Here is a 26313-nt window from a genome sequence, read left to right on the forward strand (position 1 = left end):
AAATACATCAATAGATGAAACAGACAGGCGATCGTCTATCATGTTGAAATTAAATTTCACACCCTGACCGGAAGGAGCCGTCCATGGCCGGCATCACGCTCGACGATCTCGACCTGCGCATTCTCGCGATCCTGCAGGACGACGCATCGGTGTCGAACCTGCAACTCGCCGAGCGCGCGCTGTCGTCGCCGCCGACCTGCATGCGTCGCGTGCGGCGGCTGACGGAAGCGGGCGTGATCCGCCGCCAGTTCGCGGTGCTCGATCCGGTCGCGATCGGCACGCCGGTCACGGCGTTGATCGAGATCAGCCTCGACCGGCAGACGGCCGAAGACTACGACGCGTTCGAAACCTACGTGTGCGCGGAGCCGGCGGTCACGCAGTGCTACCGCGTGTCGCCGGGGCCGGATTTCGTGGTGGTGGCCGACCTGGCCGACGTCGCCGAATACGACGCGTTCGCGCGGCGGCTGTTCACCGGCGCATCGAACGTGCGCAACGTGCGGACGTTCTTCTCGACGCATCGTGCGAAGTTCGAGGCGAACGCGCGGGTCGCGCATGCGATGCGCAAGCGTGCGTAGTCCTGCGTAAGCGCAGCTGTCACGCCGCGGCGGCTGCCGCGAGTTGCAGCGGCTTGCCGTACCCGAAGCAGTGCGCCGGCTCGGGAAACACGCGCTGCCGCACGTCGTGCGCGTACTGGCGGATCGCGTCGCGCATCACCGCGTTCGCATCGGCGTAGCGCTTCACGAAGCGCGGCGTGTACGCATCGAATGCGCCGATCATGTCCTCGGTCACGAGCACCTGCCCGTCGCATGCGGGCGATGCGCCGATGCCGATGGTCGGGATCGACAGTGTTTCGGTCAGATGGCGCGCGAGCGCTTCCGCGGTGCCCTCGACGACGACGCTGAACGCGCCGGCCCGCTCGGCCGCGCACGCGGCGTCGAACACCTGCGCGGCCGAGCGCGGGTCCATCCCCTGCGCGCGGAAGCCGCCGGTCGCATTGGCCTGCTGCGGCATGAGGCCGACGTGCGCCATCACCGGAATGCCGCGCTCCGTCAGGAAGCGGATCGTGTCGGCCATCTCGCTGCCGCCTTCGAGCTTGACGCCTTGCGCGCCGGTTTCTGCGAGCAGCCGCGCGGCGGAGCGATACGCTTGCGCGGGCGATTCCTGATACGTCGAAAACGGCAGATCGACGACGACGCACGCCTGCGCGGTGCCACGCACGACTGCCGCGCCGTGCGCGCTCATCATGTCGAGCGTGACGCGCAGCGTATCGGGCATGCCGTACAGCACCATGCCGACGGAGTCGCCGACGATGATCACGTCGGCCACTTCGTCGACGAGCTTCGCCATCGGTGCGGAATAGGCGGTGAGCGAGACGAGGCTGCCGATGCCTTTCGTCGCGCGGATCGCGGTGACGGTCTTGCGGGTGGTGCGGGTATGCGCGCTCATGAACGGAAGCCGTGAGAAAGAAGAGTCGTTACGGTAGCATCGCGATCGTGCATGCAATGACCTTCGGAGGACGTCTTATGTCGCTGGCGGGACAATCGGGTGATCCGTACGCGGTGCCGCCGATGGCGCGCCTGCCGAGGCCGCTGTTCGTGCGCGCGTTCGGGATTCCCGGCAACGCGAGCGTCGACGCGCATAGTCACCCGTGGGCCCAGCTGATGTATGCGACGAGCGGCGTGCTGGAGGTATCGACGCCGTCGGGCCGGCACCTGCTGCCGCCGCACTATGCGATGTGGATTCCGCCGCACGTGCCGCACGCGGTGTCGACGCGCGATTGCGTCGCGTTCCACAGCCTGTATCTCGACGATGCGATCGCGCGCGACGATGCCGCCGACGATTGCATGATCCTCTGCATGACGCCGCTGTTGCGCGAGCTGGTGATCGCGACCGGCGAGTTGCCGGTGAACTACGACGAGTCGGGGCCGGACGGTGCGCTCGTGTGCCTGATCGCCGACCGGATCGCGCGGATGCGGCCCGCGCCGCTGACGGTGCCGCTGCCGCACGATTCGCGTCTGCTCAAAATCGCGCGTGCCTTGCATGCGCATCCGGGCGACACGCGCAGTCTGGACGAATGGGGCCGTCAGGTCGGTGCGACACGGCGCACGCTGTCGCGTCTGTTCCGGCAGGACACGGGGCTGTCGTTCACCGAGTGGCGGCAGGCCGTGCGGCTGCTCGCGGCGCTGCCGCTGCTCGATGCGGGCGAGCCGATCGGCGCGGTGGCCGCACAACTGGGCTACGACTCGACGTCGGCGTTCATCGCGCTGTTTCAGGCGAAGTTCAACGTGACGCCCGGCGCGTATGCGAAGCGTGAGGCGCGTCGGCCGGCGCTGAGCGCGTGACGCGGCAACGCGCGCCGCGGATCTTCATTCAGAACGCCAGCGACTGCTGCATCGGATGACGTTCCCCGCGCGCGAACCCGGCGCCTTCGAGCGACAACAACGCGCGTTTGCGTTCGATGCCGCCTGCGTAACCGGTCAGGCTGCCCGACGCGCCGATCACGCGATGGCACGGCACCATGATCGACACAGGGTTGCGGCCAACCGCGCCGCCGACGGCACGCGCCGCGCTCATCGGCAGCCCGACGCGTTCGGTGATGTCGCCGTACGACACGAGTTCGCCGAACGGAATCGCGAGCAGTTCCTTCCACACGCTGCGCTGAAACGCGGTGCCGCGCAGATGAATCGGCACCGAGAAGGTTTCGCGCGTGCCGGTGAAATATTCGGCGACTTCGTCGGCCACCTTGCGCGCGAGCGGCGACGCGCCGCGTACGTCCGCGTCCGGCGCGATCGCCAGCGACGGATAGTATTTCTGGCCGACGAAAAAAAGGCCTGTGAGCGCATCGTCCTCGATACGGATGGCGATGTCGCCCAGCGGGCTCGGAATCAGATGAGCATGCGTCATCGCGAAGCTTCTCCATGAAGGCGCCACACATGCAGTGCGGCATACGCGCGCCACGGCGCCCAGTGCGCCGCGTGTGGCGCGGATGATGCGATGTGCAAACGCTCGGCGGCGGCGCGCGGAGCAAGCCACGCGTCGTCGGCGGGAAACGCGTTCGGCCAGGCCATCGCACGCATCGCGACGTACTGCACCGCGCATTCGTCGAAGCCGGGCAGCGCGCGCAACGCGCGGAGCGTCGCATCGAGCGGCGCCATCGGTTCGAGCGCGAGCGTGCCGTCGGCGACCGCACGTGCCAGCGACACGATCGCCTGCGCCGCATCACGCGTCACGCCGGTTGCTTCGAGCGCCGCCGGCGGCACACTCGCCAGCGTTACTGCCGAAGGCAATACATGCGTGAGCCCCGGCGGCGCGTGGTCGACCCGCGTGCCGAAGCGTTCGGCCACACGCGCCAGCACCTCACCAGCCTGCGTCGCCGCCAGTCGTTCGCCCGCGATTGCACGGATCGCGATCTCGAGTCCGTCGAACGCGCCGGGCACGCGCAAGCCGGGCGAGCCGCTCGCGAGTGCGCCGAGATGCGCGTCGATCACGTCGGGGCGGCTGTCGAGATCGAACAGCCGCCGCACGCGCGCGAGCACGGCCGGTACGACGGGCGTCAGCGCGGGCGATACGGTCACCGCGAGCGCAAACCGCTGCGGCACGTGCGTGACGGACAGCCAGCCCGTCAGATGCGCGTCGCCGTTGCCGTTCGGCAGCGCGACGACGCGCGCATAGCCGTGCGCGTCGATCCGCTCGACGCCGCCGATCCGCCGCTGCGCGAGAAATTGCATCAACTCGGGCCACGCGAACGGCGGCCGGTACGGCAGCGGAAAGGTCATGTCGCCACCGGCGGATGGGCCGGCGCCCTTGCGCAAACGCAGCGGATTGAGGCCGTAGCGTTGGCGGAACAAATCGTTGAAGCGTCGCACGCTGCCGAATCCGGCGGTCGAGGCAACGACCGCCACCGGCAGCGCGGTATCGGTCAGGAGACGCTTGGCCATCAAGAGCCGGTGCGTCTGCGCGAACTCGACCGGCGACACGCCGAACTGCGCGGCGAAGATCCGGCGCAGGTGGCGCTCGGTCACGCCGACCCGCCGCGCGAGCGCGTCGACGGAATGCTCGTTCAGGAAACCGTCCTCGATCAGCGTGGCGGCCGCGTCGGCGAGATTGCCGGACAGGTCGAGCAGCCCGTGGCCGGGCGCGAGCTCGGGCCGGCAGCGCATGCACGGGCGAAAGCCGGCTTTCTCGGCGGCCGCGGCGGTCGGGTAATAACTGCAGTTCCGCGCCTTCGGCGGTTTCACCGGGCAAACGGGGCGGCAATACACGCCAGTCGTCGACACGCCGACGAAGAACCAGCCGTCGAAGCGGCGGTTCCGCGCAAGCAGGGCGTCGTAGCAGGTGTCGGGATCGAGGCGCATGCGACGACTGTAAACCATCCGCGCCGCCGATTCTGGCTGGAATCGGACATGTGTATCGACGCGCCATCCCGCGTCGTGGCCCCGTTTCGCACGCGGGAGAATCCCGGAAAAACGGTTAATGCCACTCTGCGAAACAGTCATCTCTTTTGGGCGGCCAATTTTGAGATGACTCATCGAAATCCCCGACTGACACGGCACCGGGCCACGCCCTATCCTTTGAAAAACGTTTTCCAGAACTCGACGGACGAGCGGCCGTGCCACGCAAGGGGTGTGGCCGCCGCCCGCCCCGGCGCCCGTCGCCGGTCACGGACAGCACAATCCCGCGGCGCGACGGGCGCGACCGCGTATCGGAGACATTCATGCAATCCGCCGTCGTCGGTGCCGTGCGCACCGCGGCCAGCCGCTACCGCTGGACCGTTTGTGCGCTGCTGTTCTTCGCGACCGTCATCAACTACATGGATCGACAGATCCTCGGCCTGCTCGCGCCGATGCTGCAGCACGACATCGGCTGGAGCCAGGTGCAGTACGGTCGCATCGTGATGGCGTTTTCCGCGTTCTATGCGATCGGGCTGCTCGGCTTCGGGCGCATCGTCGACTGGCTCGGCACGCGCATCTCGTATGCGGTCGCGATGCTGGTGTGGAGCATCGCGGCGATGCTGCATGCGGCGGTCGGCTCCGTGACGGGCTTCGCGGCAGTGCGCGCGCTGCTCGGGATCGGCGAGGGCGGCAACTTCCCGGCCGCGATCAAGACGACGGCCGAATGGTTTCCGCGCCGCGAACGCGCGCTCGCCACCGGCATCTTCAACTCGGGCGCGAACATCGGCGCGGTGTTCGCGCCGGCGATCATCCCCGCGATCGCGGTGGCCTACGGGTGGCGCGCGGCGTTCGTGATCATCGGCGCGATCGGCATCGTGTGGCTCGCGGTGTGGCTGGTGATGTATCGCACGGCCGACACGCGCGCGCTCGCCGCGGAATACGACGAGCCGCGCGATGAAGCCGAAGCGCTCGACGCGGCGAACGCGGATGCCGGCGCGCCGCGCTGGGGCGAACTGATCCGCAAGCGCGAGACGTGGGCGTTCCTGATCGGCAAGTTCCTGACCGACCCGGTGTGGTGGTTCTATCTGTTCTGGCTGCCGAAGTGGCTCAACGAGTCGCGCGGGATGGACATGCAGCATATCGGCCTGCCGCTCGTGTGCATCTATGCGCTGACGACGGTCGGCAGCATCGGCGGCGGCTGGCTGTCGTCGGCGTTGCTGCGCGCGGGCTGGAGCGTGAACGGCGCGCGCAAGACGGCGATGCTGTTCTGCGCGTGCTGCGTGCTGCCGATCGCGTTCGTGTCGCAGGTGCAGAGCCTGTGGATCGCGGTGCTGATCGTCGGTCTCGCGGCCGCCGCGCACCAGGGCTGGTCGGCGAACCTGTTCACGACGGCGTCCGACCTGTTCCCGCGCCGCGCGGTCGCGTCGGTGGTCGGCATCGGCGGGATGGCCGGCTCGATCGGCGGCGTGCTGTTCTCGGAAGTGATCGGCCAGGTGCTGCAACGCACGGGCCACTACTGGGTGCTGTTCGCGATCGGCGCGCTGGCCTACCTGCTCGCGCTGGCGATCATGCACATGCTCACGCCGAAGATGAAGCCCGCGAAGCTCGACGCGTGATCGCGTGACGGCAAACGAACGCGCCGCCCGGAGGCGGCGCGTTTTTGTTTGCGAAGCGACGAAGCGACGAAGCGACGAATCAACGAATCAACGAATCAACGAATCAACGAATCAACGAATCAACGATACGCCGAAGCAGCGATACAGCGGATATCGAACGCGATGCGCGCTTCAACCCACCGCGGCCGTCGACGCGCGCATGATCAGCCGCGGCTCGAACGTCGAATAGCTTGCCTCGGTACGCCCGGCGAGCGCGTCGATCAGCTTCTGCATCGCGAGCTCGCCCATGTTTTCGCTCTGGATGTCGATGGTGGTCAGCGCGGGCGCCGCGTATGCGCCGTACGGCACGTTGTCGACGCCGGCAACCGACACGTCCTGCGGCAGCCGGAACCCGAGCGACGCCGCTTCCTTCATGAAGCCGAGCGCGATCAGGTCGTTGTAGCAGATCACGGCCTGCGGACGCTGCGGCCCGAGCATCACGCGCGAGCATGCGCGCTCGCCGGCTTCGGCGGTCGGCGCGTGCGCGTCGTGCACGTCGAGCGTGAGCCCCGCTTCCGCGAGACAGTCGCGCGCGCCCTGGATCCGTTCGTCGTTCACGCGCGCGGGCCCGAAGCCGAGGTACGCGATGCGCGTATGGCCGAGATTGAGCAGGTGACGCGCGAGCATGTAGGTGGCGAGCCGGTTGTCGATGCCGACGCTCGGAATCGGCAGGCCGGGGCTGCGCCGCAGCAGCACGAGCGGCTTGTGCAGGTCGAGCATCCAGCCGGCCTGGTCGTCGGGCATCCGCGTGCTGACGATCAGCCCGTCGACGCGCTGCGCGAGCGCCTCGATCAGCGAGCGTTCGCGCGCCTGGTTCTCCTCGGTATCGACGAGCAGCAGCGTGTAGTCGTGCTGGAGCGCGACGCGGTTCGCGCCCTTGACGACGTTCGTGAAGTGCGGATTGCTGATGTCGAGGATCACGAGGCCGATGGTGCGCGTGCGCCCGGTGATCATCGAGCGCGCGAGCGGGTTCGAACGGTAGCCGAGTCGTTCGATCGCTTCCTTGAGCCGCGCTTCGACGGTCGGCGAAAAGCGCTGCGTGCCGTTCACGTACTTGGAGACCGTCGCGACCGACACGCCGGCTTCCGCGGCCACGTCGCGGATCGTCGGGGAAACTTTTTTCATCGGAAGGGTAACGTTTTCGTTCGATTGCACCGGATTGTGGCAGAAAAAGCCGGCGTCCGGCCGCCGGACGATATCGGGAAAGTGCGGATGGGTGCGAACAGGTTCAACCATTGACGTTCGGCTTTTTCCCCGCGTATAGTTGGAAAACGTTTTCCGATCGTTTGCCGGCTCCGCCGGTTTCGGGCAACGTCCAGGACACCTCAGAACAGATTCAAGGAGATTCGATGAACGCCACATCCACCGGCGCACGCAAGCCGTTCGGGCGCCTGCTGCTGACCGGCGCGGCCGGCAATCTCGGCCGTCAGGTGCGCGGCGCGCTGGCGAACTGGGCCGACGTCGTGCGCGTGAGCGACATCGCCGCGCTGGGCGACGCCGCCCCGCACGAAGAAACCCGGGTCGTCGACCTGGCCGACCGGCCGGCGGTGATGGCACTCGTCGACGGTGTCGATGCGATCGTCCACCTCGGCGGCATTTCGGTCGACGCGCCGTTCGACGATCTCGTCGATGCAAACATCACCGGCACGTACAACCTGTACGAAGCCGCGCGCAAGCACGGCGTGAAGCGCGTCGTGTTCGCGAGCTCGAACCATGCGATCGGGTTCCATCCGGTCACGGAAGTGCTCGATGCCGATTCGCCGCAGCGTCCGGACAGCCTGTATGGCGTGACGAAGTGCTTCGGCGAGTCGCTGTCGCGCTACTACTTCGACCGCTTCGGGATCGAGACGGTGTGCCTGCGGATCGGCTCGTCGTTCGAAGTGCCGAAGAACCCGCGCATGCTCGTGACGTTCCTCAGCTATCGCGACTTCATCGAGCTCGTGCGCTGCTCGCTGCTGACGAACCGCGTCGGGCACGCGATCGTCTACGGCGTGTCGGACAACCCGGTGAAGTGGTGGGACAACACGAAGGCCGGCTTCCTCGGCTTCCGGCCGCAGGACAGTTCCGAGCAGTTCGCCGGGCTGTTCCCGGTGACGGCGCCGAGCGCCGAGTACGACGATCCCGCGCAACGCTTCCAGGGCGGCGGGTTCGTCGTCGGCGAGCCGATGGAGCGCAACGCGAAGTAAGCGAGGCGGGCTCGCGCACGTCGATCAGCGCAGGATGTCGGTCGCCTTGTGCCGCTCGTCCACGCCGTCGATCAGGATCAACGGGCCGCTCGCGTGCCGCGCGCGCAGCGGCTGGATCTGCCGGTACGCGTCCGATTCGTACCACGCGCGCGCCGTATCGAGATCGGGAAACGCGATCGCGATCAGGTCGCCGCGCCACTCGCCTTCGCGCACGTCGGGCCGCGCGCCGTGAATGACGAAACGGCCGTCGAACGGCGCGAGCGTGCCGTCGATGCGTTCGAGGTATTCGACGATGTCGTCGCACATGTGAACGTCGTGCAGGTGGGCGATGGCGTAGGCGGTCATGGCAGGCTCCGGGGTGTCGATGCGATGCGTCGATCGTCGATCGTTCGTCGTTGATCGGTGAAGCCATGATCCATGCGCACGCGGCGCGCGTCGATTACCTCCGACGTAAGCAAATCCGCGCAGCCGTGCGCACGGGCCGCCGTGCGTGAATCACACCGCAAGACCCGGCGCACGCGTGCGCTCGCCGCGCCTACGCGCGCTTGCGCATCGGCCGAGGGTGCGCCACCGGCGCAGGCGCCGGCACCGACTCGGCTTCCTCCTTGCACAGCTTGTCGAGCATGCGTTGCGCGGCGCCCGCGCAATCCTCGCCGGCGGGCTTGTTCGCGATCTCGTCGATCAGCGTCTGCAGGTTGCGCCGGTTCTGCGCGAGCCGCTGCTCGAGCAGCGCGATTTCGTCGACCTTGTGCCGCAACGCCTCCAGCAGTTCGTCGCGCGGCCATGCGCCGAGATCGGGCGGCAGCACCGCGCGGATCTCGTCGAGCGCAAAGCCCGCGCGCTGCGCGCGGTCGATGATCGCGAGCCGCGTCAGCGCTTCCGGCCCGTATTCGCGATAGCCGTTCGCCTGCCGGCGCGCCGGTTCGAGCAGGCCGCTCGCTTCGTAGAACCGGATGCGCGACGCCGCGATGCCGCTGGTGCGCGCCAGCTCGCCGATTTTCATGCTCGTGCTCCAGAGGGGCTTGACCTTGAAGCTGACTTTAAAGTTATGGTTGGGCATCGTCAATCGAGGAAGTCCACCATGAACCTGTTTGCGCCCCTCACGCTGCCCAATGGCGCGGTGATCCCGAACCGGCTCGCGAAGGCCGCGATGGAAGAGAACATGGCCGATGCGGATCACGCGCCGTCCGACGCGTTGCTGCGCCTGTACCAGGCGTGGGCCGACGGCCGGGCGGGCCTGATCCTGACCGGCAACGTGATGGTGGACGGCCGCGCGATGACGGGGCCGAACGGCGTCGTGCTCGACAGCGACGCGCATCTCGACCGCTTCCGGCGATGGGCGCAGGTCGCGCGCTCCGGCGGCGCGCACGTGTGGATGCAGATCAACCATCCGGGGCGCCAGATGCAGGCGGCGCTCGGCCAGACGACGATCGCGCCGTCGGCCGTGCCGCTCGCGCTCGGCGCGCTGTCGAAGCAGTTTCCGGTGCCGAAGGAGATGACGGAAGCCGACATCGCCGACGTGCAGCAGCGCTTCGTGCGCGCCGCGCAGCTCGCCGAGCAAAGCGGCTTCACCGGCGTGCAGATCCACGCGGCGCACGGTTACCTGCTGAGCCAGTTCCTGTCGCCGCTGACGAACCGCCGGCAGGACGCGTGGGGCGGCAGCATCGAGCACCGCGCGCGGTTGCTGCTCGACATCGTGCGCGCGGTGCGTGCGACGGTATCGCCGGCGTTCGTCGTGTCGGTCAAGCTGAATTCGGCAGATTTCCAGCGCGGCGGCTTCAGTGCGGACGACGCGAAGCGCGTCGTCGAACTGCTGAATCCGCTGGGCGTCGATCTCGTCGAACTGTCGGGCGGCAGCTACGAAGTGCCGGCGATGCAGGGCGAGGCGCGCGACGGACGCACGCTGGCCCGCGAAGCGTATTTCCTCGAATTCGCACGGGACATCACGGCCGTCGCGGCGATGCCGCTCATGGTCACGGGCGGGATCCGGCGTCGCGCGGTGGCCGAGCAGGTGGTCGCGAGCGGCGTGGCGATGGTCGGCATCGCGACCGCGCTGTCGATCGAGCCGAACCTGCCGCGCGACTGGCAGGCCGGCAAGGACAGCGCGCCGGCGCTGCAGCCGATCCGATGGAAGAACAAGGCGCTGGGCGCGCTGGCGAACATGGCCGTCGTGAAGTTCCAGCTCGCCCGGTTGAGCGTCGGGCGGCGCACGCATCCGGGCGTGTCGCCGCTGCGCGCGCTGGTGTCGCAGCAACTCGCCGCGCAGTGTCAGACGCGGCGGTACCGCAAGTGGATGGCGGGGCGGGCGGTGCGCTAGCCGCGCACGCGGCGCGTCGGGCTGCCCGAGGCCCGCTCACACCGGATACGCGTCGTCGACCTTCAGGTTCGCGAGCCGGAACAGCGTGCGCAGCGTCTGCGGATGAATGTCGCGGTGCGCGGCGAGCGACGTCAGCATGAAGTCGAGGACCTTCGCGTAGCGCAGCAGTACGAGGCAGTGCGCGAGATCCGCGCTGCCGCCGCGCATGGCTTCCGCGTAGCTGACCATCCGGGTCGACAGCGTGCGCGCCATCTCGAGTTCCATCTGCTGCTTTTCCGTCCATTCGGGCTGCGGCTGTTCGAGCAGTTTCGCGAGGAAGATCTGGAACGACGTATCGGACGAATTGGGCAGCGCATCCATGATGTGCCTCGCAGCTTGCGTGGATCGTTCGGGCGTATCCGGGGGACGTCCCGATCCGGGTTCGTGTTCGCGCCGATCGTCGGCGCGGCTGTCACTGCAATGCGAATGCAGGTTCCGTACCAGCCCTCGATCCGATTGTTGAGCACTGTTGACGCGGGGCGCGGCAGCGGTCATCGCGTCCCGCCGGGACTGGCTTGCACGGAAAAGCGGGCAGGGCGCCCATCCGCCGCGCGCGATCGCGGTCGGCCGCGCGACAGGGGCCGGACGGACGAAATGCTTCAGCGATGTAACGTAACGCCGGGCTGAAAACGGTCGAGTGTGTCGATCGACGAAGCGCTGCAAGGTCGCGGAGCATGGGCGTCGGCGGCGTCCCCGCGGCCTCGGGACGGTCTCGTGCGGGGAGCCGCGACGCCACCCGCCGCCACCCGCCGCGCGTTGAAGGCGCGCGCCGCATGCGCCGGATGTTTCATATCCGAGACGTTTTTTTCGCGGCCCGCCGGACGCGCCGTCCCGGCTTCAGCGCTTCAGAAGATGAAGCCGGTGTTGATGAACTTCGAGTAGTGATCCGACACGATCGAATCGAGCAGCTGCTTGCTGCCGTCGGTCTGCTTCGCCGCGACCATCGAGCGGATCGAGAACGCGCGCAGCGCGTCGCTCACCGACAGCGTGCCTTCCGCCGAATCCTTGCGCCCGGCGAACGGGAACACGTCCGGCCCGCGCTGGCACTGGCAGTTGATGTTCACGCGGCACACCTGGTTCACGAGCGGATCGACGAGCGCGCCGATCTGCGCCGGATCGGAACCGAAGATGCTGACCTGCTGGCCGTGCTCCGAGGTCGTCACGTAATCGAGCGCGGTTTCCACGTCGTCGAACGTCGCGACCGGAATGATCGGCCCGAACTGCTCCTCGCGATACAGCTTCATCCCTTCGGACACCGGATACACGACGGCCGGGTAGAACAGCGTCTTGCTGAACTCGCCGCCCGAGTGGTTGACGACCTGCGCGCCCTTGGCCTTCGCGTCGTCGATCGCGTCGGTCATGTACGCGGTGCGATGCATGCCCGGCAGCGGCGTGATGCTCACGCCTTTCTCCCACGGCATGCCGATCTTCAGCTGTTCGAGCGCGGCGGTGAAGCGTTTCAGGAATTCGTCGACGATCGAGCGGTGCACGAGCAGCATCTTCAGCGCGGTACAGCGCTGGCCGTTGAACGACAGCGCGCCGAGCAGGCACTCCTTCACGGTGAGGTCGAGATCGGCGTCGGGCAGCACGATCGCCGCGTTCTTCGCGTCGAGGCCGAGGATCGCGCGCAGCCGGTGCGACTTCGGGTGCTGCTTCTTCAGGTGATCGGCGACCTTGCTCGAACCGATCAGCGCGAGCACGTTGATCTTGCCCGACGCGAGCATGTGCGGCACGACCACCGCGCCCGGCGCGTAGATCGTGTTGATCACGCCTTTCGGGAACGCGTCGCGGAACGCCTCGAGCAGCGGCTCGAACAGCAGCGTGCCGTACTGCGGCGGCTTGAACACCACGGTGTTGCCCATCAGCAGCGCGGGGATCAGCGTCGCGAAGGTCTCGTTCAGCGGATAGTTGTACGGGCCCATGCACAGCACGACGCCGAGCGGCGTGCGGCGGATCTGGCCGATCGTGCCTTCCGCGATCACGAAGCGCGAGTTCGCGTTGTCGAGCTCCTTCAGCGCGTCGATCGTCTGCGTCATGTACGTGACGGTGCGGTCGAACTCCTTCTGCGAATCGGCGAGGCTCTTGCCGATTTCCCACATGATCAGGTTCACGACCAGCTCGCGCTGCGCGACCATCCGCTTGATGAAGTCCTGCATGCAGGCGATGCGCTGCTCGACCTTCATCGTCGGCCACTCGCCGCGGCCCGAGTCGTACGCGCGCACCGCGGCGTCGAGCGCCGCGTCGCTTTCCGTCTCGCCCATCACCGGATAGCTGCCGATCTCCATCTGCGCGACGCTGCCGTCCGGCTGGCGCACGCACACGGGCGACAGCACGGTCTTGGTCGTGCCGTCCCACGGACGCAGCTCGCCGTCGACCAGCGACACGCGCTGGTGGATGGGGGCTGCGAGCCGGAACTCGGCGGGGATGTCCTGATAGGCGGGAAACAGCTGCTGCAGGGAAGCGGAATCGGGCATGACGGTCTCGTTTGACGGGGGTGTCCGGTAAGGACGGGCGATGCGGAATCCTGAGCTGAACGATCCTCGATCCTGAATCGGCATGATGACGCGCGGACGACGGGACGTCACGCGTCGGCATGGCCGAAACGCGGAATGGAACCAGTTCCATTAAAAAGGAACGCCGAGCCGATTGCAAGATTTGCCGAATGCTGTCGCACCACGCGTAAACAATTTGAAGGATTGTGTCCGAATGGCTGGTATAAGCCGCTCGGTGCATACGCAAACGTTTCACTTCGGCCGCATTGAGCGGATAATGACCCGGCGCGGCGAAGAAAAAATTGCCCGGAACCTGAGAGAAAACAGACGCAGTGAAGAAAAGAGAGAAGGTCCGCCGCGCTGCCGAAGCGAGGTCGGCTGCCCGGAGCGCCGGGTCGGGGTTGCCCGGCTCGGCGCGCACCGGACCTCCGGTGACGCGACGCGATCACTCGACGTCTTCGTCGTCCTTCGCATCCATGTCATCGTCCTCCCTGTCCCGCCCCGGCGCCGCATACGCGCTCGCCTGTTCCAGCAGCCACGCCCGAAACGATTCCAGCGGCTTGCTGTGGCTGAACTCCGTCGGATACACGAGGTAGTACGCCGAATCGCCGACCGTCGCCGCGTCGCAGGGCACGACGAGGCCGAGCTGCTGCAACTGTTCCTCGACGAAGAACTTCGGCACCAGCGCGACGCCGAGCCCGGCCGCGGCCGCGCTGATCAGCATCGTGTGCAGCTCATAGCGCACGCCCTGCATCGTGCGGATGTCCTCGACGCCGTGCGTCTCGAACCACTGCGCCCACGCGCCGGGACGCGTGGTGGAGTGCAGCAGCGGATACGCGAGCAGGTCCTCGACGCGTTCGACCGGCCCGTCGAGCAGCGCCGGCGAGCAGATCGGCACGACTTCCTCGCCGAACAGGTAGTCGGACGACGTGCCGGGCCAGGTCGGCTTGCCGTAGTGGATCGCGGCTTCGAAGTGGGTGTCCTCGAACGAGAACAGGTCGGTGCGGCTGCCCATGTTCACGCGCACGTCCGGCGTGCGGTCGTAGAAGCTCTTGATGCGCGGAATCAGCCAGTGCGACGCGAAGGTCGGCAGCACCGCGAGTTCCAGGTAGCCGCCGCCGCTGCCGTGCGCGATGATCGACAGCGTGTCGCGGTCGAGCGCCTCCAGCGCGCGCCGCACCTGCGTGCCGTACAGCTTGCCGGCGCGCGTCAGGACGACGCGCTGCTTCACGCGCGCGAACAGTCGCACGCCGAGGCTCGCCTCGAGCGTCGCGATCTGCCGCGATACCGCGCTTTCGGTCAGGAACAGCTCCTTGGCCGCGTGCGTGAAGCTCTCGTGGCGCGCCGCGGCTTCGAAAGCCACGAGCGCACCCATGTTGGGGATCTTGAATTTGCGCATGATGCTCGTTTTGTCTGACGAACGGACCGGCCCGCGGCGGGCCGGCGGACGCGTGTGGGGACCGCGAATAATTCCAAAAACTCATCACGTGTCAATTTAATCTCGCTTTACGCCCCGCTGCAACCCTTTGAATAATGCATCCCACGCAAGGCTAGGCGCCCGCTGGGCGGCCGGCCAATCGAGTTGCCGGCACGTTTGCCGGCGGTCCCCCGAACACGAGAATCCTGATGCGCAATCCGAATATCGAGAGCTTGCTGACGAAGCTGCTGGGACAGGCGAAGACCGACGCCCTGTTCGCGACCCTGAACATGCCGGCCATCCTCGACGAATGGGAAACCGACGTCGTCACGCGCGCGGAAATCGCGCAGGCGATGAACATGGCGCTGTTCGAAGGGCTGCTCGAACGTTCGGCGAACGGCCGCGCATATACGGCCGATGCCATCGAAAACGGCGGCTCGGTCTACTTCGACCACGGCGCGCTGCGCACGGTGCGCTGGCCGCACACGGGCGCGCTGCCGCCGGGCGAAGCCGCGTTCACGCGCATCCTGCGTCCGCTCGGCTTCCGCCTGAACGGCCGCTATCCGCTCGACAAGCTCGGCATGACCGGCCGCGCGTATGCGCACGAAGACGCGCCGGACGAGATCGCGCAGTTCTTCGTCAGCGAACTGCATCCGGAGCGCTTCTCGAAGGAATTCCAGCAGGCCGTGACGAACGTCGTGAGTTCGTCGCGCGATCCGCTGTCGCCGGCGGCCGTCGCGCTCCTGTGGGAGATCGAGCGCGAAGGCTGGCTGTCGCTCGACGCTGCGCATGCGCTGCTGCCCGAGATCGTCGGTGCGTTCGCGCGCCAGCACGACCTGCCGAACGAACTCGACTACGAAACGCTGCTGCTCGAATCGGCCGAGATGGCGTGGATCGCGACCGAAGGCAACGCGTTCAACCATGCGACCGATCGCGTGGCCGACGTGTTCAAGCTGTCCGACGACGAGAAGGCGAAGGGGCGGCCGATGAAGCCGGAAGTCGAGCGCTCGCGTTCGGGCCGTGTGTTCCAGACCGCGTATCGCGCGGACATCGTCGAGCGCGAGTTCCGCACGCGCGACGGCGGCACGGTGAAGCGCAACGTGCCGGGCTCGTTCTACGAGTTCATCACGCGCCGTCGCACGTTCGACCAGGCGGCGCGCCGCTGGGTGACGGACCTGCGTTTCGATGCGGGCAACGCCCAGGGCATCTTCAAGATGACGGCGAACGCGGCGAAGTAAGCGCGACGCCGCACGAAAAAAACGGGCCGGTGGCTGAGCATAGCCACCGGCCCGTTTGCGTTGAATGGGCGCCGCGATCGTCAGAACAGGTGCGTCACCAGATAGAACAGCAGCAGCACGCCGATCGGTACGCCGAGCAGCCAGGCGATCAGATACTTGCCCATGTCGTTGTCCTCTTCATGGCCGCGACGCGGGATGCGCCGCGGCGGGGTGAGACGACCGGCGCGTTACAGCTCGCGATCGAATTCCTTCAACTGCTTCTCGGCTTCGTCGCGCGCAATCCCGTAACGCTCCTGGATCCTGCCGGAGAGGTAGTCGCGGTTGCCTTCGGCGACCTTCAGGTCATCGTCGGTCAGCTTGCCCCACTTCGCCTTCATCTTGCCGGTCAGCTGCTTCCATTGACCCTTGATCTTGTCCTCGTTCATGATGCGCTCCTGTCATAAGGGGAGAAAAAAGTGCGGCACGCGGCCGCGTGATAGCTCAGGCCTTCGCCTTCAGGCCGGCTGCGTCGACGTGCTTCACGCCCTTGATCGAGCGCGTCGCGGCGACGGCCTTCTTCACCGCGATCCTCGACGGCAGCACGCCCGTCAGCGTGACGACGCCGTCGACCGTCTTCACGCTGATGTGCGTACTCTTCACGCCCTCGGTGGTCGCGAGTTCGCTCTTCACCTTGGTCGTGATCCACGTGTCGGTCACGGGCTGGTTCGATTCCGTCTTCATGCCTTCGTCGGACGACGACGCCTGTGCGTTCGTGAGCGGGGCGGCGCAAAGCAGGAACGCCGCGCTGACGGCGAGCAACGCCGACAGGTTCGAGGTCTTGTTCATGGGATGTGCTCCTTCGATTGACGTGATGGATGGGCGAGTCGGTGCAGGCGCGCCGCGCGTCATCGCGCGATCGGCGTGTCGTAGCCGGGCTCGCGCGGCGGCATGTCCGGACGCGGCACGTCGGGCGGCAGCGGCACCGGCGGATCGGTGCCGGGCGACGGTTCGGGCGGATTGTCCGGAGCCGGCTCGGGCCGCGTCGGATCGGGTGTCTGATGCAGCTTCATCAGTTGGTCCTCCTCTGCGGTATGGAAGGGCAGCGCGTGAGCGCCGATGCAGTACCAGCGTACCGGCGCGAACGCATGCGGGCATCGCGCAAATTCACCGGATCGGCTAGTGCGTTTGCACGGGGACGGAACGGGGAAGCGGGAACGGGAAATGCGTCGTGACACGCGCGATGCGGGACGACAGACGCGGGAGGCGCGCCGCGCGCCGCTTGGCGGGACGGCGCACGCAGGCGGCGCGGCATGCGAATGTACTATTGCGCAGGGTGCATCCGTGCCTCTCGACCGCGTCGACCGCACGCGATCATCGCGGCGCGCGCCGGCCGCACATGTCGGGGCTTATCGGCGCGGCGGCGACCCGCCCGGCAACAATATCGACCACGTGGACCACCGATCAATGGACGAACGAGTCAACGAACAGGTGCTCAAGTCGCATACCGACCGGCGCCAGCTGCATCAGATCATCGCGGGGCTCACCGAGGGCGTGATCCTCATCGAGCCCGACCAGCGCATCGTATGGGCGAACGAGGCCGCGCTCGCGATGCACGGCGTGACCGAGCTCGACGCGCTCGGCGCGGACGTCACCGAGTATCGCGAGCGCTTCCGGCTGCGCTACCGGAACAACCGTCCGGTGCGCGACGGCCACTATCCGATGGACCGCGTGATCGCGGGCGAGGAGTTCAGCGACGTGACGGTCGAAGTCGAATCGGCGGCCGACGAGAACGTGAGCTGGGTTCACCGGATCCGCAGCCTCGTGCTGACGAACGCGGCCGGCGAGCCCGACTGTCTCGCGCTCGTGCTGCACGATGCGACCGAATGGGCGAGCGCCGAGGACCGCTTCGAGCGCACGTTCAACGCGAACCCGGCGCCGGCCGTGATCTGCCGGCTCGACGACCTGCGCTACGTGAAGGTCAATCAAGGCTTCCTCGAGATGACGGGCCATGCGCGCGACGACGTGCTCGGCCGCTCCGTCTACGAACTCGACGTGCTCGAACAGGCCGAGCGGCGCGAACTCGCGATCGAGCGGCTGGGCGAGGGCGCGACGATCCCGCAGATGGAGGCCGTGCTCAAGCGCGCGGACGGCGGCACGAAGGCGGTGGTGGTCGCCGGGCAGCCGATCGACATGAACGGCGAGCCGTGCATGCTGTTCACGTTCATGGATCTCGAGCCGCGCAAGCAGGCCGAGCTCGCGCTGCGGCAGAGCGAGGAGCGCTTCGCGAAGGCGTTCCGGATGGCGCCGGTCGCGACCGCGATCGTCACGGCCGACGGTTTCGTGCTGCTCGACGTGAACGATGCGTTCGTCGGGATGGCCGGCCATGCGCGCGACGACCTGCTCGGCAAGTCCGCGGACGAGATCGGCCTGTGGGCCGAACGCGGCGCACGGCAGTGCATCGACACGCAACTCGCGCGCGACGGCAACGTGCGCAACGCAGATGTGCAGATCCGGACGCGCGACGGCGACGTGCGCGATTGCGTCGTGTCGGCCGAGCCGGTCGCGATTCACGGGCAGGATTGCCTGCTGATCGCGCTGCTCGACATCAGCGATCGCAAGCGCACCGAAATGGAACTCGTCTATGCGATCGAGACCGCGATGCAGGATGCGTCGTGGTTCAGCCGCACGCTGATCGAAAAACTGGCGAACGTGCGGCGCGCGAATGCGCCGGACGCGGGCGCGCAGCTGTCGGACCTCACCGCGCGCGAGCGCGACGTGTTCGACCTGCTGTGTCACGGCCTCGCCGACAAGGAGATCGCCGGCCGTCTCGGGCTCGCGCCGAACACGGTCCGCAATCACGTCGCGACGATCTACGCGAAGCTCGACGTGCATAGCCGCGGCGAGGCGATCGTGTGGGCGCGCGAGCGCGGGATTGTCGGCACGTCCGACGCGAACGGTGCGCGAGGCGAGAAAGCTGCCGACAAGGACGGCAAGAACTGACGCCGGCCGTCGGGCCATCGGTGCGAATGCACCATGCAGGCTGGTGCATCCGCATCTGCCGCGCGCCGCGCGCGGCTGCGATCCTGTCCACTCGGCGGTGCGGCGCGGGCTGCCGTGCCGTCGTCTCTCTCCCCAACTCATCGCAGGAGACGACCATGGACAGGAATCGCATCGAAGGCAAGCTCAAACAGGTGAAGGGTTCGGTCAAGGAAGCGCTCGGCAAGGTGACGGGCGACCGCGAGACGGAAGCGGAAGGCGTGGCGGAGCAGCAGGCCGGCAGGCGTCAGGAGCAGGCCGGCGAGGCGGCCGATGCGGAGCGCAAGCAGACCGGCACCGACCGGCATTGAGCGGCACCGGGCGCCATTGATCGAATCGCGCGAGGTGCGCTGCGTTGCCGCCGTGTGGCACGGCGATGATTCTCCATCGGCATGACCCGGCGCGGCCTTGGGGCAACGGTACGTGCGCGCATCCCGCTCGATGCGTTCGCTTCCAGGCCGCCGTCGCGCGGGCCGCGGATCGGTGGCACGGGCACTTGATGACAATTCCTCACAACATAGTTCCGATATTTCGTTTGCTGCACGCGTATTGGCTACCCACAATCGGTTCACCTCTTTCGCGCTGACAGGTTCCCCGGAGACGGAACCGCGGTGATCGACCGGCAGGCGATGCGCCATGAGCGATGCCCCGGCGACAGAAAAAATCACCGGCACGCGGGAGGTCGCCGGCGCGCGATGGTCGCGCGTCGCATCCCGACCCACAGAAGAAGGATTGGCCGATGACGTTCCGCATTCGTTCGCTTTCCGGCATTGCATTGACCGCTGCGATTCTCGCGTTCCAGACGGGCGCGGCCCATGCGCAGGAAACCGTCGTCAAGGTCGGCGTCGCCGTGCCGCTGACCGGCGGCGGCGCCGCGTACGGCAAGGACATCGAGAACGGCGTGCGCATGGCCGTCGACGAGGCGAACGCCGCGCACCCGACGATCGGCGGCAAGCCGGTGAAATTCGTCGTCGCGTCGCAGGACGACCAGAGCGATCCTCGCATCGGCGTGCAGGCCGCGCAGCAGCTGACCGACGCGCAGGTGGCCGTCGTGGTCGGCCACTTCAATTCGGGCACGACGCTGCCCGCGTCGAAGATCTACGCGAAGGCCGGCATTCCGATGATCACGCCGTCGGCGACCAATCCCGACATCACGCGCGCCGGGCTCGGCACCGTGTACCGCGTGATCGCGACCGACGCGCAGAACGCCGGCAATGCCGGTGCGTATGCGGCGAGCGTGACCAAGGCGAAGCGCATCGCGATCATCGACGACCGCACCGCGTTCGGCCAGGGCGAAGCCGACGAATTCGAGAAGGCCGCGAAGGCGAACGGCGGCACGATCGTCGCGCGCGAATTCACGAACGACAAGGCCGTCGACTTCAGCGCGCAGCTCACGAAGATCAAGAGCACGAATGCCGACCTGGTGTTCTTCGGCGGCCTCGACGCGCAGTCCGCGATGCTGGTCAAGCGCATGCGCCAGCTCGGCATCCGCGCGCAGTTCCTGGCCGGCGGCGGCGTGATGAACGCGAACTTCATCAGGCTCGCCGGCAATGCGGCCGAAGGCGCGTCGGTGTGGGAATACGGACAGCCGCTGTCGCGTCTCGCGAAGGGCAAGCAGTTCGAAACGAAATTCAAGCAGAAGTACGGCGTCGACATGCTCGCGTATGCGCCGTTCGCGTACGACGCGACGTGGATCGCGATCAACGCGATGCAGAAGGCGAACTCGACGAAGCCGGCCGATTTCAACGGCGCGCTGAAGGGCACGCGCTACGACGGCATCACCGGCACGATCGCGTTCACGAACACGGGCGACCTGAAGAACCCGAGCTCGACGCTGTATGAAGTGAAGAACGCCGCGTGGCAGCCCGTCACCACGCAAACGGCGGACTGAATACCCGAATTACCCGAACGCGCGCGGACTTTCGCGGCGAGCCCGGACGTGCTGAAATAGCCCCAGCGATCGGATCCGATCGCGGCGCATGTCGGGGCGATTCGCCGGGGGCACGGTCTGCCGCGCACGGCGCCGCGCGCGACGCGGCACGAACAACCTTCGGGCGCGGCCGGCCGGCCGCGCCTTTCACGTGCAACTGGAGTCAGTCGTGAGTTCTCAAGTCGTCATCGTCGGCGGTGGTGTGATCGGCAGCTCGATCGCCTATTTCCTGCGTGCTACCGATCCGACGGTGTCCGTCACCGTCATCGAACGCGATCCCACCTATGCGAAATCGTCGTCGGCGCTGTCGGCCGCGTCGATTCGCCAGCAGTTCTCGACGCCGCTGTCGATCGAGATGTCGCTGTTCGGGATCGACTTCCTGCGCACGATCGGCGAGCGGCTCGAAGTCGACGGCACGCGCCCGTCGATCGATCTGCATGAAGGCGGCTACCTGTTTCTCGCGACGCCGGCTGGTGACGCAACGCTGCGCGAGAACCATGCGCTGCAGACGAAGCTCGGCGCCGATATCCGGTTGATGGATCGCGACGCGCTGCGTGCGAAGTTTCCCTGGCTGAACGTCGACGATCTCGTGTCGGGCGCCTATGGCGCGAGCGGCGAAGGGTGGTTCGACGGTTACGGGCTCGTGCAGGCGCTGCGCAAGAAGGCGCAGGCGCTCGGCGCGCGGTATGTGCCGGCCGATGTGACCGGCGTCGTGCGCGATGGTCGCAGGATCACGCACGTGGTGACGAACGATGGCGAGCGCTACGCATGCGACACGCTCGTCAACGCGGCCGGTGCGTGGACGCGCACGCTGTCGTCGATGATGGGCATCGACATTCCCGTGTATGCACGGCGTCGCAGCATCTTCAACGTGTCGTCGCCGGCGAAGCTCACCGATTGCCCGCTGCTGATCGATCCGACCGGTGTGTATTTCCGGCCGGAAGGCCGCACGTACATCTGCGGGACGTCGCCGAGCCCCGATCGCGACCCCGACGACCTGCCGCTCGACGAGGTCGATCACGACCTGTTCGACGAGGTGATCTGGCCGACGCTCGCGAACCGCGTGCCGGAGTTCGAAGCGCTGCGCGTGGAGAACTGCTGGTCCGGGTACTACGAGTACAACGTGTTCGATCACAACGCGATCATCGGGTATCACCCCGAGCTCGACAACGTCGTGTTCGCGAACGGGTATAGCGGGCACGGGCTGCAGCAAGGGCCCGCGACCGGGCGTGGGGTGAGCGAACTGATCCTGGGCGGGCGATATGAATCGCTCGACCTGTCGTCGCTCGGCTGGGAGCGTGTGCTCGAAAACCGGCCGATTGTCGAAAAGAACGTCGTGTAGCGCGGCGTGACCGCCCGGTGTGTGGTGGGCGGGATTCTCCTTGTGTCTCAAACTGATTGGCCCGGCTTTGCCGGGCTTTTTTTATCGGAGCGGGAGGCCGGAGGCGTGGTTCCGGCGCGAGCGGCTCAGGCCAGCAAGCAGGCGATCAGATCGTGCGTCGTGCGCACCTCGTACTTCCTCAACAAGCTCGCGCGATGAATATCGACCGTGCGCGGGCTGATGTTCAGCTCCTTGCCGATTTCCTTGCTGGTGAGCCCGTGAACCAGGAATGCCGCGACGTCGCGCTCGCGATCGGTCAACGTGCTGGCGACGTCGGGATGCTTCGCGTCGCCCGACAGGTCGGTGAAGGTCCAGATGGCCAGCTCGAAAGGCCGCTTCGGGTTGTAGCCGAAGCCGCACACGGTGACCCAGAAATGGCTGCCGTCGATGCGGCGCATGATGCGATCGTCGCTGAACCCCGCACGCTTCGCGAGCAGCGGCGCGAGGCGACGGCCGGTCGTCGCGAAGTCCTTCTGCTGCGGATACAGCTTCGCGAACGATTGGTCGATGATGTCGTCGCGGGTCGCCCTGAACAGTTGCAGCGCCTTCTCGTTGCAGTCGATCATGATGCGTTCTTTCGCCACGATCGCGGCGACGGGCAGATGCCTGAAGAGATCTTCGTAGTCGAGGCTTGGCATCGTGTCGGTCATGTTCGGCATCGGGTCGGCGGGTCCGAACCGTGGTCGGACCCAGGCTATCGGGCAGGTTCGCTCCTGTCGGATTGTAGCCGTAGCGCTTGCAGCACATTCAACCGACGTGAAAGACGCAGCAGTCGTGCCCTTCGCCCGCGCACCGGAGTTCGGCCGAATGCGCACGCGGGCCCCTGCTCGCCGTGTCGGGCGCGGTGTCGTTGACCCAGTCCATTGCGCCGGCGAACCAGCCCGCGAACATGTAGCAGAGCTTGCCGTGCTTGTCGGGCTGGGCCAGCACGAAGGACGAGTGATGCAGATGGATGCGCGCGTGCGACGTCGCCGGATCGGCTTCGGCAATGCTGAACACGCCCCAGCCGCGCTGCGACAGCCGCTTCAGATAATGTTCGAACACGGCCATGCCGGCGATGCCGTGCTGCTTCGCCTCCTTGTCGCACCAGTGATAGGCTGACTTGTAGCCGGCCTTGTAGAGAATCGACGCGTAGGCTTCGCGGCCGAGCGCCTCTTCCACGGCGACATGATTGTTCGTGAAGAAATGGCGCGGCACGTACAGCATCGGCAGCGCGTCGGTGGTCCAGACACCGGTGTCCGGATCGACGTCGATCGGCAATTGTGGCTGCATGGCGGGTGCGTGGTGCGTGGTGCGTTCGTGTCGTGTGATTCAACCGTTCCAGACTTCGCCGAACACCCGCAGCCAGTTCTCGCCCATCACCTTCCTGATGCGCGACTCGCTCCAGCCGGCGCGTTGCATCGCGGCCGTCAGGTTCGGGAATTCGCCGATCGTGCGGATGCCTTCCGGATTGACGACCTTGCCGAAGTCGGTCAGGCGGCGATAGCGGCCCTTGTCGTGCGTGATCCAGTCGAAGAACTCGGTGCTGTAGCCCTGCGTGAAGTCCGTGCCGATTCCGACCTTGTCCTCGCCGATCACGTCGATCACGTATTCGATCGCTTCGAGATAATCGTCGATGGTCGCGTCGGCGCCGCGTCGCAGGAACGGCATGAACATCGTGACGCCCACGAAGCCGTTCGCCTCCGCGATCTCGCGCAGTTGCTCGTCCGTCTTGTTGCGCGGATGTTCCTTCAGCGCGGACGGGCAGCAGTGCGAGTAGGTGACCGGTTTCTTCGAACAGGCGATCGCGTCGGACGAGGTTTTCGCGCCGACGTGCGAGAGATCCACCATGATGCCGACGCGGTTCATCTCCTGGATCACTTCGCGGCCGTAGCCGGACAACCCGCCGTCCGGTTCGTAGGAACCCGTGCCGACGAGGTTCTGCGTGTTGTAGCAGAGCTGCACCACATTCACGCCGAGTTCCTTGAACACTTCGATATAGCCGAGGTTGTCCTCGAACGCATATGAGTTCTGGAAGCCGAGGATGATGCCGGTCTTGTTCTCCTTCTTCGCGCGCAGGATGTCGTCCGTCGTGCGCACCAGCGTGAGGATTTCACTGTATTCGCGGATCTGCCGCTTCATCTCCGCGATGTTGTCGATCGTCTTCTGGAAGTCTTCCCACACGGAGACCGTGCAGTTGACGGCCGTGACGCCGCCCTTGCGCATGTCTTCGAACACCGATCGCTCGAAGCGGGAGATGTTCAGGCCGTCAATGATGATGCTGGCGTCGTGAAGGCTCGTCATGGTGTTTCTCCATGCGTTGGTTCAGTCGGCCCCGTTTGCACGAGCGGGGCGTGTACTCAAACCGCGCCTTCGACGCCGCGCTTGGCGGGCCGGCCGGTTCTCGCGGTTGCCGGACCTGCGTCTTCGAGCGCCGTCTTCGACGTTTCCGGCAGGGACAGGCCGCCGATCATCGCCAGGATCGACACGGCGATCAGGTAATAAGCGGGCGACAGGTTGGTCCCCGTCGCCGAGATCAGCCACGTGGCGACGAGCGGCGCCGTGCCGCCGAAGATCGTGTACGCGAGGTTGTACGTGATCGCCGATGCGGTATAGCGCGTTTTCGTCGCGAACACTTCCGACATCAGCGGTGCCGTCACGACGCCCGAGAACACCGCGCCGATCGCAAGCAGCGCGACGCCGGCCAGCGATTGCGACAGCACGCCCGAGCCGCCCAGCGAGAACGCCGGATACACCGACACGATGATGAAGAGGCCGGTCGTGGCGATCGTCGCGCGGCGGCCGACGAGGTCGGAGAAGAAGCCGGCGACCGGGCACAGGGCCGCGGCGAAGAAGAGGGCGAGCACCGTCACCAGGAGCGACGTGCCGCGAGACAGGTGCCCGGCCACTTGGAGGTAGGTCGCGAAATACGTGGTGAACGTGTAGAACGACAGCGCCGTCACGGACACGAACGCGCCGAGCTTCAGGATATTCAGCGACTGCGAACGCAGCGTTTCCATCAGCGGCGCATGCGCGATGTCGTGCTTGCCTTCGAGTGCCTGGAACGCGGGCGTTTCATTCAGGTTGACGCGCAGGTACACGCCGATGAGGCCGACCGGTGCCGCGATCAGGAACGGCACGCGCCAGCCCCATTCGACCATTGCCTGCGACGACAGCGACGATTCGAGCAGATAGGCGACCACGGCCGCGCAGGCGAACGACGAGAAGGTCGACACCGGCACGAAGCTGCCGAAGAACGCGCGGCGGCGGCGCGGTGCGTGTTCCATCACGTACGCGCATGCGCCGGCGTATTCGCCGCCTGCCGAAAACCCCTGGACGCAGCGGATGATCGTGAGCAGCAACGGCGCCCAATAACCGATGCTCGCGTAGGTCGGGAGCAGGCCGATCAATGTGGTCGAGCCGGCCATCATCAGGATCGTCAGCGCAAGCGTGCGCTTGCGGCCGATCCGGTCGCCGATGACGCCGAAGACCAGGCCGCCCAGCGGGCGGAATGCGAAGGCCACCGCGAAGACGGCGAAGGTCTTCAGGAGACCGACCGTGGGATCGCCGCTCGGAAAGAATTCGCGCGTCAGGATGGTGGCGAGAAAGCCGTACGCGGCGAAATCGAACCACTCGACGAAATTGCCGATCGAGGCTGCGGCGATCACGCGTCGTAGCGTGCTGGTATCGACGTCCTGGGTGGTCATGGTCGTATCCTCTTCGTAGGTGTGGTTCGGTTCGCGTCGAAAACATCGTAGGGACGCCAATTACCTAGGTCCATACGTGTCAATTACCTAGGTAATCGGGGCGGGGCGGGGGGCGGCTGCCGGGCGACGTTGCCGGAGTTGAATAAGGGAGCGTGGAGGCTAGACTGGAAGTTCCCCATGCACACCATGGAGGGAGACATGACGACCATCTATGTCGTGAAGACCGGACTTCAGTTCCTCTGTACCGGCGAGGACGGCGACATCGGCATGGCACCGGAGATCGAGGAAGCGATGTCCTTTCTTTCGTATGAAGAAGCGAAAAAGGTGGCGAGCGAGAACGCCGATCCGGGGTACGAGATTCTGGCGGTCGATATTGTGTGCCGCTGATGGGGAGTTTCGCGGCGAGGGCTCGATGACGGAAGATGCCTCGGGTTGCGCGCATCTTGGGCTAGGTGCGGCGTCGCTTCCGTGCGGCCATCAACGCATGTAGCGGCACACCTGTAGTCACCTGTGACAACTGCCACGGCCGCGAGCCGCCGTGAAGCGCCAACACGTACCCGTCGAAA

26 protein-coding genes and 1 pseudogene are annotated in these 26313 nt (G+C 66.6%); 11 read left to right on the forward strand and 16 right to left on the reverse strand.

Annotation, left to right across the window (positions count from 1 at the left end):
* Nucleotides 1–83 precede the first annotated feature (83 nt).
* Complete coding sequence (locus tag DIE04_RS28040) at nucleotides 84–575, forward strand: Lrp/AsnC family transcriptional regulator (RefSeq protein WP_124524196.1); 492 nt, start codon at nucleotides 84–86, stop codon at nucleotides 573–575.
* A gap of 19 nt (nucleotides 576–594) precedes the next feature.
* Here the strand turns inward: DIE04_RS28040 and panB are convergent, their stop codons facing one another.
* Nucleotides 595–1446: a 3-methyl-2-oxobutanoate hydroxymethyltransferase gene (panB, locus tag DIE04_RS28045; RefSeq protein WP_044848348.1), complete on the reverse strand. Its 852-nt coding sequence runs from the start codon at nucleotides 1444–1446 to the stop codon at nucleotides 595–597.
* Nucleotides 1447–1523: 77 nt separating this feature from the next.
* Here panB and DIE04_RS28050 point away from each other — a divergent pair, with 77 nt between their 5' ends.
* Nucleotides 1524–2342, forward strand: a complete 819-nt coding sequence (locus tag DIE04_RS28050) for a helix-turn-helix domain-containing protein (protein ID WP_124524195.1) — start codon at nucleotides 1524–1526, stop codon at nucleotides 2340–2342.
* A 28-nt stretch (nucleotides 2343–2370) separates the two neighbouring features.
* On the opposite strand, the gene DIE04_RS28055 is transcribed toward DIE04_RS28050, so the two are convergent.
* Together DIE04_RS28055 and DIE04_RS28060 are read right to left on the reverse strand one after the other, a co-directional pair.
* Entirely contained in the window at nucleotides 2371–2904 is a 534-nt protein-coding gene (locus DIE04_RS28055; protein ID WP_124524194.1) for a methylated-DNA--[protein]-cysteine S-methyltransferase, read from the reverse strand.
* On the reverse strand, nucleotides 2901–4373 hold the full coding sequence (locus DIE04_RS28060; protein ID WP_124524193.1) for a DNA-3-methyladenine glycosylase 2 family protein: 1473 nt from the start codon (nucleotides 4371–4373) through the stop codon (nucleotides 2901–2903). The genes DIE04_RS28055 and DIE04_RS28060 overlap by 4 nt, the downstream gene beginning before the upstream one ends.
* 341 nt (nucleotides 4374–4714) lie before the next feature.
* On the opposite strand from DIE04_RS28060, the gene DIE04_RS28065 reads away from it, so the two are divergent.
* Nucleotides 4715–6007 (forward strand): MFS transporter, encoded by a 1293-nt coding sequence (locus DIE04_RS28065; RefSeq protein ID WP_044848352.1) that lies wholly within the window; start codon nucleotides 4715–4717, stop codon nucleotides 6005–6007.
* Nucleotides 6008–6178: 171 nt separating this feature from the next.
* Here the strand turns inward: DIE04_RS28065 and DIE04_RS28070 are convergent, their stop codons facing one another.
* Nucleotides 6179–7282, reverse strand: coding sequence for a LacI family DNA-binding transcriptional regulator (locus DIE04_RS28070; protein WP_124489267.1), 1104 nt, complete (start codon nucleotides 7280–7282; stop codon nucleotides 6179–6181).
* 113 nt (nucleotides 7283–7395) lie between these two features.
* On the opposite strand from DIE04_RS28070, the gene DIE04_RS28075 reads away from it, so the two are divergent.
* Nucleotides 7396–8232: an NAD(P)-dependent oxidoreductase gene (locus tag DIE04_RS28075; RefSeq protein ID WP_124524192.1), complete on the forward strand. Its 837-nt coding sequence runs from the start codon at nucleotides 7396–7398 to the stop codon at nucleotides 8230–8232.
* A gap of 24 nt (nucleotides 8233–8256) precedes the next feature.
* Here DIE04_RS28075 and DIE04_RS28080 read toward each other — a convergent pair whose 3' ends face one another.
* Both DIE04_RS28080 and DIE04_RS28085 read right to left on the reverse strand, forming a co-directional pair.
* Nucleotides 8257–8577 carry a DUF1330 domain-containing protein gene (locus DIE04_RS28080; protein WP_124489268.1) on the reverse strand — a complete coding sequence of 107 codons (321 nt, stop codon included), beginning with the start codon at nucleotides 8575–8577 and terminating at the stop codon, nucleotides 8257–8259.
* A gap of 190 nt (nucleotides 8578–8767) precedes the next feature.
* On the reverse strand, nucleotides 8768–9235 hold the full coding sequence (locus DIE04_RS28085; RefSeq protein ID WP_124489269.1) for a MerR family transcriptional regulator: 468 nt from the start codon (nucleotides 9233–9235) through the stop codon (nucleotides 8768–8770).
* Nucleotides 9236–9313: 78 nt separating this feature from the next.
* Between DIE04_RS28085 and DIE04_RS28090 the strand changes: the two genes are divergently transcribed.
* On the forward strand, nucleotides 9314–10549 hold the full coding sequence (locus DIE04_RS28090; protein WP_124524191.1) for an NADH:flavin oxidoreductase/NADH oxidase family protein: 1236 nt from the start codon (nucleotides 9314–9316) through the stop codon (nucleotides 10547–10549).
* Between the two features lie 36 nt (nucleotides 10550–10585).
* Here DIE04_RS28090 and DIE04_RS28095 read toward each other — a convergent pair whose 3' ends face one another.
* The 3 genes from DIE04_RS28095 to DIE04_RS28105 all read right to left on the reverse strand — a co-directional run bounded on the left by DIE04_RS28095 (nucleotide 10586) and on the right by DIE04_RS28105 (nucleotide 14479).
* Complete coding sequence (locus tag DIE04_RS28095; RefSeq protein WP_124489271.1) at nucleotides 10586–10909, reverse strand: DNA-binding protein; 324 nt, start codon at nucleotides 10907–10909, stop codon at nucleotides 10586–10588.
* A gap of 524 nt (nucleotides 10910–11433) precedes the next feature.
* Nucleotides 11434–13062: an NADP-dependent glyceraldehyde-3-phosphate dehydrogenase gene (locus DIE04_RS28100; protein WP_124489272.1), complete on the reverse strand. Its 1629-nt coding sequence runs from the start codon at nucleotides 13060–13062 to the stop codon at nucleotides 11434–11436.
* 463 nt (nucleotides 13063–13525) lie between these two features.
* A complete protein-coding gene (locus DIE04_RS28105) occupies nucleotides 13526–14479 on the reverse strand; it encodes a LysR family transcriptional regulator (RefSeq protein ID WP_124524190.1) in 954 nt (317 codons plus the stop codon).
* Nucleotides 14480–14706: 227 nt separating this feature from the next.
* Here DIE04_RS28105 and DIE04_RS28110 point away from each other — a divergent pair, with 227 nt between their 5' ends.
* Complete coding sequence (locus tag DIE04_RS28110; RefSeq protein WP_124489273.1) at nucleotides 14707–15735, forward strand: DUF1338 domain-containing protein; 1029 nt, start codon at nucleotides 14707–14709, stop codon at nucleotides 15733–15735.
* A gap of 227 nt (nucleotides 15736–15962) precedes the next feature.
* Here the strand turns inward: DIE04_RS28110 and DIE04_RS28115 are convergent, their stop codons facing one another.
* Genes DIE04_RS28115 through DIE04_RS29915 form a run of 3 tightly spaced genes read right to left on the reverse strand, consistent with a single transcriptional unit; the run spans nucleotide 15963 to nucleotide 16784 of the window.
* A complete protein-coding gene (locus tag DIE04_RS28115) occupies nucleotides 15963–16160 on the reverse strand; it encodes a CsbD family protein (protein ID WP_044849025.1) in 198 nt (65 codons plus the stop codon).
* Nucleotides 16161–16215: 55 nt separating this feature from the next.
* Nucleotides 16216–16560 (reverse strand): BON domain-containing protein, encoded by a 345-nt coding sequence (locus DIE04_RS28120; RefSeq protein WP_044849024.1) that lies wholly within the window; start codon nucleotides 16558–16560, stop codon nucleotides 16216–16218.
* Nucleotides 16561–16619: 59 nt separating this feature from the next.
* Nucleotides 16620–16784 (reverse strand): hypothetical protein, encoded by a 165-nt coding sequence (locus tag DIE04_RS29915; RefSeq protein WP_167357956.1) that lies wholly within the window; start codon nucleotides 16782–16784, stop codon nucleotides 16620–16622.
* Between the two features lie 394 nt (nucleotides 16785–17178).
* Between DIE04_RS29915 and DIE04_RS28125 the strand changes: the two genes are divergently transcribed.
* The 4 genes from DIE04_RS28125 (at nucleotide 17179) to DIE04_RS28145 (ending at nucleotide 22022) form a co-directional block, all read left to right on the forward strand.
* Complete coding sequence (locus DIE04_RS28125) at nucleotides 17179–18714, forward strand: helix-turn-helix transcriptional regulator (protein ID WP_124524189.1); 1536 nt, start codon at nucleotides 17179–17181, stop codon at nucleotides 18712–18714.
* 155 nt (nucleotides 18715–18869) lie between these two features.
* Complete coding sequence (locus DIE04_RS28130; RefSeq protein WP_124524188.1) at nucleotides 18870–19061, forward strand: CsbD family protein; 192 nt, start codon at nucleotides 18870–18872, stop codon at nucleotides 19059–19061.
* 428 nt (nucleotides 19062–19489) lie between these two features.
* Nucleotides 19490–20641 carry a branched-chain amino acid ABC transporter substrate-binding protein gene (locus tag DIE04_RS28140; protein ID WP_124524186.1) on the forward strand — a complete coding sequence of 384 codons (1152 nt, stop codon included), beginning with the start codon at nucleotides 19490–19492 and terminating at the stop codon, nucleotides 20639–20641.
* A gap of 208 nt (nucleotides 20642–20849) precedes the next feature.
* Nucleotides 20850–22022: an FAD-binding oxidoreductase gene (locus DIE04_RS28145; RefSeq protein WP_124524185.1), complete on the forward strand. Its 1173-nt coding sequence runs from the start codon at nucleotides 20850–20852 to the stop codon at nucleotides 22020–22022.
* 125 nt (nucleotides 22023–22147) lie between these two features.
* On the opposite strand, the gene DIE04_RS28150 is transcribed toward DIE04_RS28145, so the two are convergent.
* From DIE04_RS28150 to DIE04_RS28165, 4 genes and pseudogenes are all read right to left on the reverse strand, one after another.
* Nucleotides 22148–22720 (reverse strand): PAS and helix-turn-helix domain-containing protein, encoded by a 573-nt coding sequence (locus DIE04_RS28150; protein ID WP_124489280.1) that lies wholly within the window; start codon nucleotides 22718–22720, stop codon nucleotides 22148–22150.
* Nucleotides 22721–23108: 388 nt separating this feature from the next.
* A pseudogene (locus tag DIE04_RS30430) lies at nucleotides 23109–23333 on the reverse strand (DUF5943 domain-containing protein); the annotation flags it as partial.
* A 39-nt stretch (nucleotides 23334–23372) separates the two neighbouring features.
* On the reverse strand, nucleotides 23373–24344 hold the full coding sequence (locus DIE04_RS28160; protein WP_124524184.1) for a dipeptidase: 972 nt from the start codon (nucleotides 24342–24344) through the stop codon (nucleotides 23373–23375).
* A gap of 56 nt (nucleotides 24345–24400) precedes the next feature.
* On the reverse strand, nucleotides 24401–25747 hold the full coding sequence (locus DIE04_RS28165) for an MFS transporter (protein ID WP_124524183.1): 1347 nt from the start codon (nucleotides 25745–25747) through the stop codon (nucleotides 24401–24403).
* Nucleotides 25748–25945: 198 nt separating this feature from the next.
* Here DIE04_RS28165 and DIE04_RS28170 point away from each other — a divergent pair, with 198 nt between their 5' ends.
* Nucleotides 25946–26134 (forward strand): hypothetical protein, encoded by a 189-nt coding sequence (locus DIE04_RS28170; RefSeq protein WP_059819600.1) that lies wholly within the window; start codon nucleotides 25946–25948, stop codon nucleotides 26132–26134.
* The last annotated feature ends 179 nt before the right edge of the window (nucleotides 26135–26313 follow it).

The organism is Burkholderia sp. Bp8994 (assembly GCF_003853805.1).
GTDB lineage: Bacteria > Pseudomonadota > Gammaproteobacteria > Burkholderiales > Burkholderiaceae > Burkholderia.